This is a genomic window from Pseudomonas sp. Z1-29 (assembly GCF_051131995.1).
GTDB lineage: Bacteria > Pseudomonadota > Gammaproteobacteria > Pseudomonadales > Pseudomonadaceae > Aquipseudomonas.
Genome location: NZ_CP071645.1, coordinates 2,696,471 through 2,713,248 on the forward strand (window position 1 = coordinate 2,696,471; position 16,778 = coordinate 2,713,248).

At 60.1% G+C, this 16,778-nt stretch carries 17 protein-coding genes; 11 read left to right on the top strand and 6 right to left on the bottom strand.

Annotated elements, in window-relative coordinates; genetic code table 11:
* Positions 1-82 precede the first annotated feature (82 nt).
* Positions 83-337 carry a hypothetical protein gene (locus J3P84_RS12410; protein WP_003181187.1) on the top strand — a complete coding sequence of 85 codons (255 nt, stop codon included), beginning with the start codon at positions 83-85 and terminating at the stop codon, positions 335-337.
* A gap of 2 nt (positions 338-339) precedes the next feature.
* Here the strand turns inward: J3P84_RS12410 and J3P84_RS12415 are convergent, their stop codons facing one another.
* Complete coding sequence (locus tag J3P84_RS12415; RefSeq protein WP_434630546.1) at positions 340-1,248, bottom strand: LysR family transcriptional regulator; 909 nt, start codon at positions 1,246-1,248, stop codon at positions 340-342.
* Positions 1,249-1,332: 84 nt separating this feature from the next.
* Here J3P84_RS12415 and J3P84_RS12420 point away from each other — a divergent pair, with 84 nt between their 5' ends.
* Both J3P84_RS12420 and J3P84_RS12425 read left to right on the top strand, forming a co-directional pair.
* The gene (locus tag J3P84_RS12420) at positions 1,333-2,256 is read left to right on the top strand and encodes a carbon-nitrogen hydrolase family protein (RefSeq protein ID WP_434630549.1); all 924 of its coding nucleotides are present in this window, start codon (positions 1,333-1,335) and stop codon (positions 2,254-2,256) included.
* A gap of 163 nt (positions 2,257-2,419) precedes the next feature.
* A complete protein-coding gene (locus tag J3P84_RS12425; protein WP_434630552.1) occupies positions 2,420-2,839 on the top strand; it encodes a hypothetical protein in 420 nt (139 codons plus the stop codon).
* Positions 2,840-3,339: 500 nt separating this feature from the next.
* On the opposite strand, the gene J3P84_RS12430 is transcribed toward J3P84_RS12425, so the two are convergent.
* Positions 3,340-3,810 (bottom strand): LEA type 2 family protein, encoded by a 471-nt coding sequence (locus tag J3P84_RS12430; protein WP_434630555.1) that lies wholly within the window; start codon positions 3,808-3,810, stop codon positions 3,340-3,342.
* A gap of 247 nt (positions 3,811-4,057) precedes the next feature.
* On the opposite strand from J3P84_RS12430, the gene J3P84_RS12435 reads away from it, so the two are divergent.
* The 4 genes from J3P84_RS12435 (at position 4,058) to J3P84_RS12450 (ending at position 7,017) form a co-directional block, all read left to right on the top strand.
* Complete coding sequence (locus J3P84_RS12435) at positions 4,058-4,774, top strand: helix-turn-helix transcriptional regulator (RefSeq protein ID WP_434630558.1); 717 nt, start codon at positions 4,058-4,060, stop codon at positions 4,772-4,774.
* A 52-nt stretch (positions 4,775-4,826) separates the two neighbouring features.
* The gene (locus J3P84_RS12440; protein ID WP_434573825.1) at positions 4,827-5,168 is read left to right on the top strand and encodes a nuclear transport factor 2 family protein; all 342 of its coding nucleotides are present in this window, start codon (positions 4,827-4,829) and stop codon (positions 5,166-5,168) included.
* Between the two features lie 179 nt (positions 5,169-5,347).
* On the top strand, positions 5,348-6,469 hold the full coding sequence (gene zapE / locus J3P84_RS12445; RefSeq protein WP_434630562.1) for a cell division protein ZapE: 1,122 nt from the start codon (positions 5,348-5,350) through the stop codon (positions 6,467-6,469).
* A gap of 53 nt (positions 6,470-6,522) precedes the next feature.
* A complete protein-coding gene (locus tag J3P84_RS12450) occupies positions 6,523-7,017 on the top strand; it encodes a GNAT family N-acetyltransferase (protein WP_434573829.1) in 495 nt (164 codons plus the stop codon).
* Positions 7,018-7,105: 88 nt separating this feature from the next.
* On the opposite strand, the gene J3P84_RS12455 is transcribed toward J3P84_RS12450, so the two are convergent.
* Both J3P84_RS12455 and J3P84_RS12460 read right to left on the bottom strand, forming a co-directional pair.
* Entirely contained in the window at positions 7,106-8,845 is a 1,740-nt protein-coding gene (locus J3P84_RS12455) for a phosphoethanolamine transferase CptA (protein WP_434630566.1), read from the bottom strand.
* 275 nt (positions 8,846-9,120) lie between these two features.
* Positions 9,121-9,294 (bottom strand): DUF6026 family protein, encoded by a 174-nt coding sequence (locus tag J3P84_RS12460; RefSeq protein ID WP_305500661.1) that lies wholly within the window; start codon positions 9,292-9,294, stop codon positions 9,121-9,123.
* Positions 9,295-9,567: 273 nt separating this feature from the next.
* Here J3P84_RS12460 and gnd point away from each other — a divergent pair, with 273 nt between their 5' ends.
* Genes gnd through J3P84_RS12475 form a run of 3 tightly spaced genes read left to right on the top strand, consistent with a single transcriptional unit; the run spans position 9,568 to position 12,883 of the window.
* Entirely contained in the window at positions 9,568-10,548 is a 981-nt protein-coding gene (gene gnd / locus J3P84_RS12465; RefSeq protein ID WP_434630569.1) for a phosphogluconate dehydrogenase (NAD(+)-dependent, decarboxylating), read from the top strand.
* On the top strand, positions 10,545-12,065 hold the full coding sequence (zwf, locus tag J3P84_RS12470; RefSeq protein WP_434630572.1) for a glucose-6-phosphate dehydrogenase: 1,521 nt from the start codon (positions 10,545-10,547) through the stop codon (positions 12,063-12,065). Before gnd ends, zwf begins: the two co-directional genes overlap by 4 nt.
* Positions 12,062-12,883 (top strand): HAD family hydrolase, encoded by an 822-nt coding sequence (locus J3P84_RS12475; protein ID WP_434630574.1) that lies wholly within the window; start codon positions 12,062-12,064, stop codon positions 12,881-12,883. The genes zwf and J3P84_RS12475 overlap by 4 nt, the downstream gene beginning before the upstream one ends.
* Positions 12,884-13,056: 173 nt before the next feature.
* On the opposite strand, the gene nhaB is transcribed toward J3P84_RS12475, so the two are convergent.
* Positions 13,057-14,559: a sodium/proton antiporter NhaB gene (gene nhaB / locus J3P84_RS12480; RefSeq protein ID WP_434630576.1), complete on the bottom strand. Its 1,503-nt coding sequence runs from the start codon at positions 14,557-14,559 to the stop codon at positions 13,057-13,059.
* 147 nt (positions 14,560-14,706) lie between these two features.
* Entirely contained in the window at positions 14,707-14,973 is a 267-nt protein-coding gene (locus tag J3P84_RS12485; protein ID WP_030142711.1) for a hypothetical protein, read from the bottom strand.
* A 340-nt stretch (positions 14,974-15,313) separates the two neighbouring features.
* Between J3P84_RS12485 and J3P84_RS12490 the strand changes: the two genes are divergently transcribed.
* Positions 15,314-16,639 carry a sigma 54-interacting transcriptional regulator gene (locus J3P84_RS12490; RefSeq protein WP_434630579.1) on the top strand — a complete coding sequence of 442 codons (1,326 nt, stop codon included), beginning with the start codon at positions 15,314-15,316 and terminating at the stop codon, positions 16,637-16,639.
* Positions 16,640-16,778: the final 139 nt, after the last annotated feature.

Genomic DNA, 16,778 nt, shown 5'->3' on the forward strand with positions numbered 1-16,778 from the left:
AGGGCCGCTGGCAAAAATCATGGTTAAGACGTTTCTGTGCAAGGTGTAAGATGGCGCCTATTTACGCAACAGGAAATTCCCCATGAGTTTCAATCTGGCTGACAAGCCCCTGGCCGAGCGTGCGGCGCTGGAAGATGAAAAATCCCGACTTTTCGAGCTGTGGCAAAACAATCTGGGCAAGGCCAAGGGTGACGCTGCGCGGTTGTTTGGCGAACGCTCCAAGCGCAAGGGCAAATGGGCCGAGTGGGTGCGCGCCGAGCTGGACGGCATGTCGCCTCCGGAGTACGCCAATATGGTGCGCAGTGAGGTCAATCGACTGATGGCCGCGAACAAATAACCTCAGTTGAAGGTCGCGACAATGGCCTCGCGCACTTTCTCCACGGCCGGATCCCGCTGCGCATGGGTCCGCCACCCTAGCTCGATCGGGTAGCGCGGCAACGCCAGCGGGCAGGGCAACAGCGACAGGCCGCTGAGCGCCGCAATGGCCGTGGCGGCATGGTCCGGAATGGTCGCCACGGCCTGGCTGCCCTTGAGCAGGAACGGCAGCGCGGCGAAGTGAGTGGTCGAGGCGCTCACCCGTCGGCGCAGGTCGAGTGCGGCCAGTCCTTCATCAGTGATGCCGATGAAACCGCCCGATGAAACCAGCAGATGCTCGCGCGCCACGAACGCTTCCAGGCTCAGGCCCTGCTGGTCCTCCGTCAGGCTGGCAGGGTCCACCAGGCAGGCGTAGCCGCCTTCGCCGAGGACTTGGCGACTGAGCAGCCGCTCGGTAAATCCTCCCGCTGTAATCGCCACGTCCAGGCTGCGCTCCATCAAGGCGCGACCGACGATCTGGCTGTGGGTCTGGCGAAAGATCAAGCGCAGGCCCGGCGCTCTTCGCGCAACTTCCTCGATCAATCGCCGGCCATAGGCAATTTCAAAATCATCCGACAGCCCGACGATGACTGAGCGGCCCTCGTAGTGGCTGGCGCCCGGATCGATCATCGCCAGGCTCTGGCGGCATTTGTCCAACGCTTCGCTGATCACCGGTTTCAGTTGGTTGGCCCGCAATGTCGGCGCCAGGCCGCGGCCGGTGCGCACGAACAACTGATCGTCGTACACGCTTCGCAGCCTGCGCAGCGCCGCGCTGATGGCCGATTGAGTGACGCCCAGGCGCAGGGCGGCGCGGCTTGCACTGGATTCGTCGTGCAGGGCTTCGAAGGTCTTCAGCAGGTTCAGGTCTACATCGGCGATATTCATTTGCTTCATATCTTTTAGCAGCGGGCAGGGCTTTATTCATGATCCGTCGGCGCCTGAGAATCAGCAACACTTGAAATCACGGAGTTGAAGACCATGCCCAAATCCATTGTGGCTGCCTTGCAGATCGGCTCGCTGCCAGGCGGCAAAGGCGAAACCCTCGCGCAGATTCTTTCCTACGAAGACGCTATTCGTGAGGCCGGTGCACGCCTGGTGGTCATGCCCGAGGCGCTGTTGGGCGGCTATCCCAAGGGCGAGACATTTGGCACCCAGCTCGGCTATCGGCTACCGGAAGGGCGCGAAGCGTTTGCCCGCTACTTTGCCAACGCCATCGACGTGCCCGGTGCGGAAACCGAGGCGCTGGCGGGTCTTTCGGCGCGAACCGGGGCAAGCCTGGTGTTGGGCGTCATCGAGCGCGCCGGCAATACGCTGTACTGCACCGCGCTGTACTTTGAACCGGACGCCGGCCTGGTCGCCAGGCATCGCAAACTGATGCCCACCGGCACTGAGCGGCTGATCTGGGGCAAGGGTGACGGTTCGACGTTACCGGTGATCGACAGCCAGGTTGGGCGCGTGGGCGCGGCGGTGTGCTGGGAAAACATGATGCCGCTGCTGCGCACCGCGATGTATGCCAAGGGCGTGGACGTCTGGTGCGCGCCGACGGTGGATGAGCGGGAAATGTGGCAGGTGAGCATGCGGCATATCGCTCATGAAGGGCGTTGCTTCGTGGTCAGTGCCTGCCAGGTCCAGGCCTCGCCGGCAGAGCTGGGTATCGAGGTGGCGAACTGGCCGGCGGAGCGGCCGTTGATCGCGGGCGGCAGCGTGATTGTCGGACCCATGGGCGACGTGCTGGCCGGGCCGTTGAGGGGCTCCGTCGGATTGCTGACTGCTGAAATCGATACCGATGAGCTGGTGCGGGCGCGTTACGACTATGACGTGGTCGGGCACTACGCCCGGCCCGATGTATTCGAGCTGGTGGTGGATGAGCGCGCCAGGCCGGGTGTGCGGTTTACTGCATGATTCACCAGGAAGGCTGCACCTTATTGCGAAAACCAGCTAGATAAAAAATTACTGATAAAAAGATATAAGCACCTGTCATTTCTTACAGGTGCGTAAGATTTTGTTTGTATCTAATCTGTAGTTGCATTAACGGAAAATCTCAACTTTAGAAAAGGATGACAAAATGAACAGTTTAAAAACGGGCGTGATCATCAGTACTGTACTGGCATCATTGGGCGCAAGCGTTTATGCTCAAGCGGCGTCCGACAGCAAATGTTACGTTGTGTATTCGTCAAAGTATAAAGAACCGGCAAAAATTACGCCTGTGGTAAAAAAACCGGTGGAAAAAGGAGTGGTGGGCAAGGAGTACATATTAGATGCCAGTAGCTCTATTACACCGAGTGGGAAGAAAGGGTACAAGTGGGCCGTGGGCACAGGGGGGTACGAGTTCGCTGGGCCAACCGATCAAGCAACAGTCAAAATCAAGTCAGACAGAAAAGAAGGGGTGGATGCGGTTTACAGTCTTACAGTAAGCGACCCAGACTGCCCAGATTCACCGGCAGGCACGCTGGGCGCGGAGGTATTTACGATTGAGAAAGGATAAGGTTAGAGGTTAATTTCCCTCCCCATAGTGGGTCTTGGGAACCTCCGGAAAAATGACATTCTGGAGAAGGTATTGAACGGGGGTCGGGTATTTCCTGACCTCTTTTTTATAAAGGGTTTTTCAGGCCGTAACTTAGATATGACAGCACAAAAAATTGTCTTGTCGTCTTAGCTTAACAAGCGCAGATTATTGCGCTTGTTCGAACGGTTGAGTTGGTTGGAGTGACCAGGTGGTGCACCTAAAAACCAATGGTTCAGACGATTCTGCGCACAAGTGCAAGAAGCGCCTATTTACGCAACTCTAAATTCACCATAAGTTCAATCTGGCTGGCAGGACCCTGTCGAGTGCGAGTGCTGAAAGGTAAAGTCTCGACTCTTCGAGCTGTGACAGGCCAACCTGTAAGACCAAGGATTACGTGGTCGGGCACTATGCCCGGCCCGATGTATTCGGGCTGGTGGTGGATGAGCGAGCCAGGCCGGTTGTGCGTTTCATTGCATGATTCACCAGGCGGCTGCGGAATTCGGTAGATCAAGGGTTCCGCGATCGACGAAGCGCAGGGTGCCGAACAAGCCGCCGGCGAGTTTGCCCTTGAGCACGTAGGGCAGGTTGTCCAGGCTCTGGGTCTGGCTCAGGCCCAGGGTCTGGCGGATCACTGAAAACGCCGAGATGCTCACCGGTATGCTCAGGATTCCTTCGGAAAAGCGTGGGATCGAGCCGCTCTGGTCACTGACGCCGGTCGCCAACGTGCGGCCGTTGACTTGCAGATCCAATGCCGCACCGCTGTAGTCGATGGCGGTTTCGTTCGGGTTCTGCAAGCGCAGTTTCACCGCGAAGCGCATCTCCAGACCCTCGCTGGGCAGTGGCTCGATACCGACCACGTTGATATTCAGCGGGTCGCGGTGCGGGAAGAGGGCGCAGGCGCTCAGGCTGAGCAGTATCAGGATGAGGGGCAAACGGAAGATTCTGCGCATGGAAATGCTCTCTCGCGTTAGAAACGTGTAGGTACCATAACTCATGGCATATCCGGAAACCGGCAATCCTGTGGCGAGGGGATTTATCCCCGTTCGGTTGCGTAGCGACCGCAAAAATGACGGGGCGCTGCGCGCCCAGCGGGGATAAATCCCCTCGCCACAATGTCTAGGTCAATGCCTTATCTACTGACAGTTTCTGACACCAGCCTCTGCTAATCTGCTTCATCTTTTCCCTGGATCCGCCATCGTGTCGCGAACCACTCGGCTGCTGACCTTGTTGCAAGTCTTGCGGGGCAAGCGCTGCCCGGTTACCGCCGCGACGCTGGCGGCCGAGCTGAGGGTGTCCGAGCGCACGCTTTATCGCGATATAGCCGAACTGACTGCCCTGGGCGCGCCGATCCAGGGCGAGGCGGGCATAGGTTATGTGCTGCGCAGCGGCCTGTTTCTCCCGCCGCTGATGTTCACCGCCGATGAAATCGAGGCCATCGTGCTGGGCTTGCGCTACGTTGACCAGCGTGGCGACGAGGTGCTGGGCAAGGCCGCCGCCGACGCTTTGGCAAAGGTCGAGGCGGTGTTGGCCCCTGGTTTGCGCGATGCCTTGCACAACCCCACGGTATTGCCCGGCCCACCGGGTTACGGTTATCCGCAGAACGCCGTGGAGCTGAATGTCTACCGCCAGGCCATTCGCACTCAAGCCAAATTGCACATCGATTACGCCGACGTCAACAAGACCCCCAGCCAGCGGTTGATATGGCCGTTGGCCCTGGGCTTTTTCAATGAGGCGCGGGTGGTGGTGGCCTGGTGCGAACTACGCGGTGCCTATCGGACGTTTCGTACCGACCGGATTGCCTCAGCCAGCGTCCAGGGCGAGCGCTACCCCGGCAGGCGCAGCGACTTGCTGCGAGCCTGGTTGGCGCTGATGAATCTCGATGAGGCGGGGCGTTTTACTCCTGACAAAAACTGACACAGCGCTGTTCTAGGATGGCTCCGGATCGATACAACAAGGAGCCCCTGACATGTCCAATCCCGTCTCTTCCCTGGCCCCGGCCATCGCCGGCTACATCGCTGCCGCGAATGCTCGCGACAGCTCGGCGGTGACGCGTTTCTTCGCCGAGGATGCCAATGTGTTCGATGAAGGCAACCACCGGGTCGGTACCCAGGCCATCGCCCAATGGATGGAAGATACCGCGCGCCGTTACCAACCGCGGGTCGAAGTCCTCAACGTGCAGCAACGCACCGGAAAGGTGCTGGTCCATAACCTGATCTCCGGAACCTTTCCCGGCAGTCCACTGGAGTTGCGCTACACCTTCCGGCTCGATGAGCAGGGGAAGATCAGTCGGTTGGATATTTCCGCCTGACTTTTGTGGCGAGGGAGCTTGCTCCCGCTCGGTTGCGCAGCGACCGCAAAGCTTGGGGCTGCTACGCAACCCAGCGGGAGCAAGCTCCCTCGCCACGGGATTTGTGGTGAATCATGAAATACTTCTCGGATCCTGCTGCATGGCATACTCCAGACCTTCGCCTTCCGGACCCGGGTCGCATGACTTTCACTTCCCCCTTGAGCGCCTGGCAGCATGCCATCGAACACCACGGCTTCGTCCAGGACGAAGCCCAGGAGCTGGCAATCCTGGCATTGGAGCAGTGCCACCAGGCGCTGCACGAAGGCCGCAAGGCAATCAAGGGTGTTTACCTGTGGGGACCGGTCGGGCGGGGCAAGACGTGGCTCATGGATCGCTTTTATGAAAGCCTCGAGGTTCCGGCCCGTCGCCAGCATTTCCATCATTTCATGGCCTGGGTGCATCAGCGCTCGTTCCAGCTCACCGGCACGCCAGATCCGTTGCAGGCCCTGGCTCGAGAGCTGAGCCGAGAGGTGCGGGTGTTGTGCTTCGACGAGTTGTTCGTGACCGACATCGGCGATGCGATCATCCTCGGCCGCCTGTTCCAGGTGATGTTCGAGCTGGGCATGGTGGTGGTCAGCACGTCCAACCTGCCGCCGGATGAGCTGTACGCCAGCGGTCACAACCGTGAGCGCTTCCTGCCGACCATAACGGCCATCAAGCAGTACATGCAGGTCGTGCCGGTGAATGGCTGGCAGGATCATCGCCAGCACCCGGGCGCCTTGCAGCAGCGTTATTGGCTGCGTGACCCGGCCCAGCCTGATCCGTTGGCGGAGGTTTTCGCCCAGTTGAGCGCCGGGCAGAAAACCCGCAACCAGGCGCTCGAGGTCGGCCATCGCCAGATCGTTCCGGTCCAGGCCAGCGATACAGTGCTGTGGAGCCGTTACCCCGATCTTTGCGAGCAACCATTCTCGGCGCTTGATTTCATGGCGCTGTGTGATCGTTTCAAGGCCATTCTTCTCAGTGACGTACCCTGCCTGAGCGCCGAACAACGCGAAGGGCGTATTGCCCGAGGCACCGAAGACGGGGTCGAGCGGGTCGAGGCCGGTGATCGCGAGCTGCCGCAGCTGTCGATTCATGACGACGGCGTACGGCGTTTCATTGCTTTGGTCGACGAATGTTATGACCGCAAAGTGCCGTTGTACCTGTCGGCCCAGGTGCCGATGGACCAGTTGTACACGCAGGGCTATCTGCAATTCCCGTTTCGCCGTACTCTCAGTCGCCTTCAGGAAATGCAACTGCAACGTTTTGGTCAGCCCGCCTGACCCGACCCTGCCGACGCTAAGCCGTCGGCCTTATCGAAACGAGATGGAAGATCATGGAAGAAGCCAAGGATATCCTTGTACTGCAAGCCAGCTACACCAACCCGGTCCACGCTGAAGCGATCTGCCATGTGCTCAACGGTTATGCCGAGGATCCGATGGGCGGTGGGCATTCGCTGCCGGCCGAGGTGTTGGCCCATCTGCCTGAAGAGCTGGCCAAGCGTTCCCACGCTTTCAGTGTGCTGGCGTTCGTCAATGGCGAGCCGGCGGGGTTGGTCAACTGTTTCGAGGGGTTTTCGACCTTCGCTTGCCGGCCTTTGGTGAATGTCCACGATGTAGCCGTAATGCCGGCGTTTCGTGGGCTTGGCCTGAGCCAGAAGATGCTGCAGAAAGTCGAAGACATCGCCCGCCAGCGCGGGTGCTGCAAGATCACCCTGGAAGTGCTGGAAGGCAACGCCGTGGCCCAGGCCAGTTATGCCAAGTTCGGCTTTGCCGCCGGCATGTTCGACCCGGCCCACGGGCGCATGCTGTTCTGGATCAAGCCCCTCTAGGGGCGTCATGAGGTTCACTTAAGCTCCCTCGCCACGGGACTACCTCAAGTGAACCGCATTACTCCAGATGCGGGCTGTGGCTTTTCGACTACTTTTGTACGACCTGGCCCGCGGGGCCCTTGGGCTGCATCAGGCTGAAATCGATCAGCCCCTTGCGCTGGTCCTGGTAGGGGTTGCCGATCAACAGCGGCCGCGACTTGAAGTCATCGCTGACCAGGCTCTTGCTGCGATCGAGCTCATCAAAGCTCAAGCCCGCCATGTCCGCCCAGGTGTGAATCAGGTGCGAGCTGCTGTACGGCCGCGACAGGTCGCCAGCGAAATTCCAGTCATGGGTTTCGCGCCACTTCGGCGAAGCCCACGCCATGAACGGGATGGTGTACATCGGCGCTGTCGGCTTGGCCTCGTTGCGGCCCAGGGTGCCATGGCCCGGTGAATCGAAGACGTCTTCGCCGTGGTCCGACAGATACAGCAGGAAGCCGTTGGGGTCGCTCTTGGCGTAGTCCTTGATCAGGCTGGACACGACGAAGTCGTTGTACAGCACCGCGTTGTCGTAACTGTTGTAGGTCGGCACCTGATCGTCACGCACCCCGGCAGGCACGCCCTGGCGGTCGGTGAATTTGTTGAAGGTCGGTGGATACCGGTACTGATAACTCATGTGGGTGCCGAGCAGGTGCACCACGATCAGCTTGCGCGGCGCGGTGTCGGCCAAGGCCTTGTTGAACGGCTCGATCACGTCGCCGTCGTACTGCGCGGCGTTCTGGTTGCGGTTGTTGTTCAGGTAGACCTGCTCATCGGCCTGTTGCGAAAACGTCGTGAGCATGGTGTTGCGCTTGGTCATGGTCTGCTGGTTGGTGATCCAGAACGTCTTGTAGCCGGCCTGTTTCATCATGCTCACCAGCGAGGGCGTGCTGAGATAAAGGTCCGGGTTCTCCTCGTCGGCGAACGTCAGTACCTGCTGCAGGGCCTCGATGGTATAGGGGCGCGGTGTAATGACATTGTCAAAGACCGAGAGCTGGTCCTTGAGCTTGTCCAGTTCTGGCGTGGTTTCTCTCGGATAGCCGTACAGGCTCATGCGCTGGCGGTTGGTCGATTCGCCGATGACCAGCACCAGGGTGGCCGGCTCATTGGCCATGGTGTCCTGAAGGTTGCGCAGGGGCGCAATCTTGCTGGTGCTGTGGAGCATGCCCTGCATGTTTTCCAGCTGTTCGGTGTAGCGGCGGTACGCTACCAGCATCTGCCAGGGCACCGCCGGCTCGACGCGGCTCTCGAACTTCTCGAAGCCCTTGGCCAGGCTGCCAGTGCGCAGGGTCTGCTTGGTCAGCGGGTAGCCGACCACGGCCACCATGATGACCAGCGCTGCCGCCCAGGCCTGGCTGCGTGGCAGGTAGACCGGGCGCAGGCGCGTCCAGAGGAAGTAGCCGACCAGGGTATGCGCCAGGAACGCCGGCACCATCCACCAGGCGAAATACTGGGTCATGTATTCGCCAGCTTCGGACACGTTCGACTCGAACATGATGAAGATGACGCTTTGGGAAAATTCCTGCTGGTAGATGAAGAAATAGCCCAGGCTGGCCATCGAGCAAGCCCAGAGCACGATCCCGATGATCGCGGCGAGCAGGCGGGTGCGGGCAGGGAAGAGCAGCAGCGGTGCCAACCACAACGCACTCATCACGAAGGCCTGGCGAAACCCGGCGAACCCGGCGGTGCCGCTCGACAGGATCAGCAGTTGGGTGATGCCGGAAAAATACCAGAAGAACAGAAACAGCCAGCCGAACCCGGCCCAATCGAAACCTTTCGCAGTCGTTTTGCTGCGTTTGAACACACTCATCAAGCGCTCCAGCGTTCACCGACGAGACTGCCGGCACCGGACTGGTGCGCACGGGCCGTCGCCGTAACTATTTGTGATTGCAGGATTATTACGGACCAGGTGTGAAAACTTCGTGAGTTTTTCAGCTACAAAAGGTCGCGCGCACCTGGGGGCGGGGTTGCAGGGGCGATTCTGTGATGGGGAACAAGCTTCCTCACCACAGGTTGTGCGGTGTTTTTGTCAGCGTGACACCGGTTTGCCCGGCGTCACCAAAGTGTCTTGCCCGGAGGACAGGATCAGCGAGCCAAAGCCTGGCCCTGGTGTGAGAGCTGTGCGTGTTGCAACTGCATGCGCAACTGCGTCACTTCATCAAGCAGCAGATCACGCTCTTCCTTCAGCAGGCGTAATTCGTCGCGACGAATGGTCACATAAAGGGTTTGTGGAGGACGTGCGGTAACGACAGGGCCCATTGCTCACCTCGCAAATGGCTACATCAACTAGAGAGATGTCGTCAGTTTCTTGGCGACAATTCTTTATCGGCACCAATTCTGAATACTTTTGCCCGTTGATGGAACTTTTTTATTTTTCATGGTCCGCGTGTCTTCGGCCGGTTTTTGAACGTTATCCTTTGTGATCGGGCGATTTACCCGGAAACTATGCGGCAATGCTCTGGACTAACCTCCACAAGTCACCTTGAGCTAAACCTTTGACACACCTTTATTTGTAGTAGGGAGCATCAGCACATGCAACTCGGGATCATTGGACTGGGCCGCATGGGCGGCAATATTACGCGGCGCCTGATGCTCAATGGGCACACCACCGTCGTCTATGACCGCAATGCCGCTTTTGTCGAAAACCTGAGCCAGGAAGGCGCGACGGGCGTCGCGGACCTGCCGGCGCTGGTCGCCGGCCTGGAGAAGCCTCGGGCTGTCTGGGTCATGCTGCCGGCCGGCGCACCCACCGAAGACACCATCAACGTGCTCAGCGACCTGCTCGAGCCGGGGGACGTCATCATTGATGGCGGCAACACGTACTACAAGGACGACATCCGGCGCGCCCAGGCGCTGTCGGAAAAAGGCTTGAACTACATCGACGTCGGTACCTCCGGCGGCGTCTGGGGGCTTGAGCGCGGCTATTGCATGATGATCGGCGGTGACGCTGAAGTCGTGCGGCGCCTGGACCCGTTGTTCGAAAGCCTCGCGCCGGGCATCGGCGATATCCCGCGTACCCGTGACCGCAAGTCTGACGACGACCGCGCCGAGCGTGGCTACATCCATGCGGGCCCGGCCGGTTCCGGTCATTTCGTCAAGATGATCCACAACGGCATCGAATACGGAATGATGCAGGCCTTCGCCGAGGGCTTCGACATCCTCAAGACCAAATCCAGCGAAAGCCTGCCACCGGAGCAGCGTTTCGACCTCAACCTGGCCGATATCGCCGAGGTCTGGCGGCGTGGCAGCGTGGTTTCGTCCTGGCTGCTGGACCTGACCGCTGATGCGCTGGCCAGCGATCCGAAGCTCGATGGCTTCTCCGGCGAGGTTGCCGACAGCGGGGAAGGCCGTTGGACCATCGAAGCGGCCATCGAGCAAGCGGTGCCGGTACCGGTGCTGTCCAGTTCGCTGTTCGCCCGTTTCCGTTCCCGCCAGCAAGCCACCTATGGCGACAAGATGCTCTCGGCCATGCGCTTCGGCTTTGGCGGCCATGTGGAGACGCCGAAAAAATGACCTCGATCGGCAGGAAATCCAAGGCTGAACCGGCACCACCGAGCACGTTGTTCCTGTTCGGTGCTCATGGAGACCTGGTCAAGCGTTTGCTCATGCCGGCGCTCTACCACCTGAGTCGTGACGGGTTGTTGGGGGATGGCCTGCAGATCATTGGTGTCGACCACAACGCTATCAGCGATGTGGATTTTGCAAAAAAACTCGAGGATTTCATCCGTAACGAAGCGGCGAGCAAGGGAGGCGACCCCGACCAGGCGCTCGATCCGGTGCTTTGGGCCAGCCTGGCCCGGGGCATCAGTTACGTCCAGGGTGATTTTCTCGATGACAGTACCTACGAAGCGCTGGCGGCGAAGATCGCCGCCAGCGGCACCGGCAATGCGGTCTTCTACCTGGCGACCGCGCCACGCTTTTTCAGTGAAGTGGTCCGCCGCCTTGGCGCGGCGGGGCTGCTTCAAGAGCAGGATGACGCCTTCCGGCGCGTGGTGATCGAGAAGCCGTTCGGCTCCGACCTGCAAACCGCCGAGGCGCTCAACGCCTGCCTGCTCAAGGTAATGAGTGAAAAGCAGATCTACCGGATCGACCATTACCTGGGCAAGGAAACGGTGCAGAACATTCTCGTCAGCCGTTTCTCCAACAGCCTGTTCGAGGCGTTCTGGAACAATCACTACATCGACCACGTGCAGATTACCGCCGCCGAGACCGTCGGCGTGGAAACCCGTGGCAGCTTTTATGAACATACCGGTGCCCTGCGGGACATGGTGCCCAATCACCTGTTCCAGTTGCTGGCGATGGTTGCGATGGAGCCGCCGGCCGCGTTCGGCGCCGACGCGGTGCGAGGCGAAAAGGCCAAGGTGGTGGGCGCAATCCGGCCCTGGTCGGTCGAGCAGGCGCGGGCCAACTCGGTGCGCGGCCAGTACACGGCGGGTGAGATCAACGGCAACCCTGTCAGCGGTTACCGCGAGGAAACCAACGTCGCGCCCGACAGCAGCACCGAAACCTACGTTGCGCTCAAGGTCATGATCGATAACTGGCGGTGGGTAGGCGTGCCGTTCTATCTGCGCACCGGCAAGCGCATGAGCGTGCGCGACACGGAAATCGTCATTTGCTTCAAGCCGGCACCGTATGCGCAGTTTCGTGACACCGAGGTCGACGAACTGCAACCTACGTACCTGAGAATCCAGATTCAGCCCAACGAAGGCATGTGGTTCGACCTGCTGGCCAAGCGGCCCGGGCCGGCACTCGACATGGCGAATATCGAGCTGGGCTTTGCCTACAAGGACTTCTTTGAAATGCAGCCATCAACGGGTTACGAGACCCTGATCTATGATTGCCTGACGGGCGACCAGACGCTGTTCCAGCGCGCCGACAACATTGAAAACGGCTGGCGCGCGGTGCAACCCTTCCTCGATGCCTGGCGCGAGGATGCAAGCGTCCAGCCTTACCAGGCTGGCGAGGATGGCCCAGCGGCGGCACAAGATCTGTTGACTCGCGATGATCGCGTCTGGCATGGCCTCGGATGACTGATCAGTTGAGACGTCCTATCCGCTTCCTGCTCAGTGACATGGACGGCACTTTGTTGCTTCCTGACCACAGCCTCAACCAGCGCACCATCGAAGCCGTCCGCTCCTTGCGTGAGGCCGGCGTGCTGTTCAGTCTCGCTACCGGGCGTCCGCCCCGGGCGATGTTGCAGCAGATCGAAGCCCTGGGTGTCGACCTGCCCACGGCGGCGTTCAACGGCGGTACGCTGGTGCACCCCGATGGCAGTTTTCTCGCCGTTCATTACTTGCCGCCTGAAGCGGCGTTGAGCACCCTGGCCCTGTACGCCGACCAACCGGGCATCGAGGTCTGGGTGTTCGCCGATGGCGAGTGGCTGGTGCGCGATGCCCATGGGCCAATGGTGCCGGTTGAAACCCGTGGCCTGGGTTATCCGCCCTTGGAGGTAGAAAGCTTCGAGCCTTACCTTGAACGCATCGACAAGATCGTTGCGACCAGCGCCAATACCGATCTGCTGGTCGAACTGGAGGCTCGCTTGCATCCGCTGCTCAAGGGCCAGGCCCAGGTGTCGCGTTCGCAACCGATCTACCTGGACGTGACGGCGATGAAGGCGAACAAAGGGGAGGCGCTGTCAACGCTGGCGGACTACCTCGGCGTGCCGCTGGAGCAGACCGCCGCCATGGGGGACGGTGGCAACGACCCGGCGATGTTCCATCGCGCGGGGCTGTCGATTGCCATGGGGCAGGCGGAAGAGGCGATCAAGCGTCAGGCGGATGTCGTTACCGCAGCCAACACCGAGGACGGTGCTGCATTGGCTATCGAGCGGTACATCCTGCCGCGCTAGACAGCCAAATAGTGTTGTGGCGAGGGGATTTATCCCCACTGGCTGCGTAGCAGCCCCTAAACCAGCGAACTCAATCTTTTTGATACACCGAGTTGACTGGTTTGGGGCTGCTGCGCAGCCCAACGGGGATAAATCCCCTCGCCACAGAGAGTCACGCCCCTTCAGTCATGGCGTTACAGCCAGTAAGTCACCGCATACCAGCCAAGGCCGCCCATCACCACCGTATACGGCACGGCCATCCAGACCATCCGACCGTAGGACAAGCGGATCAGCGGAGCGATCGCCGACGTCAGCAGAAACAGGAACGCTGCCTGGCCGTTGGGCGTGGCGACGCTGGGCAGGTTGGTGCCGGTGTTGATGGCGACCGCCAGGGTCTCGAACTGCTCGCGGCTCATGTGGCCGGCAACAAAGGCCTGTTTCACTTCGGTGATATAGATGGTGGCGACGAAGACGTTGTCGCTGATGGCTGACAACAGGCCATTGGCGATGAACAGCATGCCGGGCTGCTGATCGGCCGGCAGGGCCAGGACCCATTGGATCAGCGGTGTAAACAGCTGCTGGTCATGAATGACCGCGACCACCGCAAAGAACACCACCAGCAGCGCAGTGAACGGCATGGCGTCCTTGAATGCGCTGCCGAGTCGGTGCTCGTCAGTGATTCCGGTAAAGGCGGTGATCAGGACGATCACTGCCAGGCCGATCAGGCCGACCTCGGCAATGTGCAGGGCCAGGGCGACGATCAGGAGCAGCGCCGCGAGACCCTGGACGATGAGTGCCGCGCGTTGGCGTGCGGTGCGATCGAGATTGTCCTGTTCGGCGTAATCGGCCAGAACCGCTCGCACATTCTCCGGCAGCAGCGTGCCATAGCCGAACCAGCGCAGCTTCTCCAGCGCCACGCAGGTCACCAGTCCGGCTACCAGAACCGGCAGCGACACCGGCGCGACCTTGAGGAAGAATTCCGCGAAATGCCAACCCATCTCATGGCCGATCAGCAGGTTCTGCGGTTCGCCCACCAAAGTACAGACACCACCCAACGCGGTGCCCACGGCGCCATGCATCAGCAGGCTGCGCAGGAACGCGCGGAACTGGTCCAGATCTTCATGGTGCAGGGAAGGCAGGTCATGGTCTTCATCAACGCTGCTGTCCTGGCGCGGGTCATTGCCGGACGCAACGCGGTGATACACCGAATAGAACCCGACGGCGGCACTGATGATCACCGCGGTGACCGTCAGTGCATCGAGAAACGCTGACAGGAATGCCGAGAGAAAGCAGAACATCAAGGAAAGCAGCGCCTTGGAGCGCACGCCCAACAGCAGGCGCGAGAACAGAAACAGCAGCAGATCCTTCATGAAATAGATGCCCGCCACCATGAACATCAGCAGCAGGATGACCGGGAAGTTGTGAAGCAGTTCGTCATACAGGGCCTTGGGCGTGGTCATGCCCATGGCCAGGGCTTCGATCATCAACAGTCCGCCCGGCATCAGCGGGTAGCATTTCAGCGCCATGGCGAGGGTGAAGATGAACTCCACAACCAACAGCCAGCCGGTAACGACCGGGCCGAGTGTGAACAGCACCACGGCGTTGAGAATCAGGAAGGTGATGATGCACGCCTTGTACCAGCGCGGAGAATGCCCCAGAAAGTTGTGCGCGAACGCTTGAGCCATTGGGCCGGACATTGGCTGCTCCTTTTAATTAGAAGCGCGCAAATTGCCGTAACAAAAGAGGAATATCAAGCGTGGGGCCGGATAAATCCGGCCTCAGTGCCGATTAAGGCTTTCGATCCGATGCCAGGCCCGGCAAACAACCACCGGCTGGTCATGGATTTATTCAGGCATGGACCACGATTGCAGTTTGTAACCTTCCTGGCTCAACTCGGCACGGGCCTGCTTCAACAGGTCGGCAAGTTGCGCCGGGTCCGTATAGGCACTGCTGGGGATCTGGGTACGGCCAATGTGGGTGTTGGTGCGGTCGATGACGGTCAGGCTGAGTTCGCCGTTACCGTCTTGTGGGGCCCAGGCCACGCATTGGAAAGGACGGAATGCGCGGTCGGCAATCAAAAGAGCTTCGTTGATACGGAGCGGGGCGTTCATGGCGTTATCTCTCAATAGTGCCCAATCAAATGATCTGCCGTCGGTTGGGCGTACCGTGCGGCTGGTTACTTGTACTGATGTCCCGAACCCGGGAGCAGGTCACACAATCGATGAATAAATTTCGATTTTCTTTCAGACCAGGCTTTCGGATTTTTGTTTGAAAGGGGATGAAAGATTCGCAGCGAGGTGAACTAACGAAACGCCCGCTTATAACCGGTTCTCTGATGTCCTGATAACTAATCGATACAAGCAAGTGTCAAGTTCTTGCTACTGTTACATGCAGGTTCGCCAAACGCCTGTTTCTAATCATATTTCCTTATTTTGGCGCCAAGGATCAGTCGTGATTGAAACCAGTGCGTTGCGTCGTCTGCTCGTGGTCGATCCTTGCGATGATTGCTATCGCCTGTTACCGGGCCTGCGCGACATCGGTTGGGACGTCGACAGCTGCTCCCTGGAACACGCCAGCGACCGGACGTGTGACGTCGGCTTGTTGCGCCTGCAGCCTTTTCACCTGGAGCGTCCCGAGGCCGTCAAGGAATTGATTCGCCGCAGCGGCGCCGAGTGGATCGCCGTGCTCAGTCAGGAAGTGCTGCGCCTGCAAAACGTCGGCGATTTTGTCTGCGAATGGTTTTTTGACTTCCATACCTTGCCGTTCGATGTCTCCCGCGTCCAGGTGACATTGGGCCGGGCGTTCGGCATGGCGCGGTTGAGGGGCCGGGGCGCGGTTCACATCAATCAGCCTGAACATGAGCTGCTGGGCGACAGCAAGCCGATTCGCGAGCTGCGCAAATTATTGGGCAAGCTGGCCCCCGCCGAGTCGCCGGTATTGATTCGTGGTGAAAGCGGCACGGGCAAGGAGCTGGTCGCGCGCACCCTGCATTGCCAATCGCACCGGCGTAACAAGCCGTTCATTGCCATAAATTGTGGCGCGATCCCCGAGCACCTGATCCAGTCCGAGCTGTTCGGCCACGAGAAGGGCGCTTTCACCGGCGCTCATCAACGCAAGATCGGACGGATCGAAGCCGCTCATGGCGGCACGTTGTTTCTCGATGAGATCGGCGATCTGCCGTTGGAGCTGCAGGCCAACCTGCTGCGTTTTTTGCAGGAAAAGCACATCGAGCGTGTAGGCGGCAGCCAACCGATTGCCGTCGATGTGAGGGTGCTGGCGGCGACGCATGTCGACCTGGAGGCGGCCATCGAGCATAGGCGTTTTCGTGAGGACCTGTATTACCGCCTCAACGTCTTGCAGGTGGTCATGGCACCGCTGCGCGAACGCCATGGCGACCTGTCGATGCTGGCCAGCCACTTTGCCCATTTCTACAGCCACGAAACCGGTCGCCGGCCGCGCAGTTTCAGCGAGGACGCGCTGGTGGCGATGGGCATGCACGACTGGCCCGGCAATGTGCGGGAGCTGGCCAACCGCGTCCGTCGCGGCCTGGTGCTGGCCGAAGGACGGCAGATCGAGGCTCGCGACCTTGGCCTTGTCGGCCAGCAGGGCGTCGCCGCACCGATGGGTACCCTGGAAGACTACAAGACCCGCGCCGAGCGCCAGGCGTTGAGCGATGTGCTCAACCGCCACAGCGATAACCTCAGCGTGGCGGCCCGCGTGCTGGGCGTTTCGCGGCCGACGTTCTATCGGTTGTTGCACAAGCATCAGATTCGCTGAGCAGCCCAACGACCAGTCAAAAAGTGGGAGCGAGCCTGCTCGCGAAGGCGGCGGAACAGCCACAATCATGTCGACTGACACACCGTCTTCGCGAGCAGGCTCGCTCCCACCCTGGAATGCCGTGGGGCGTCATCCGGCC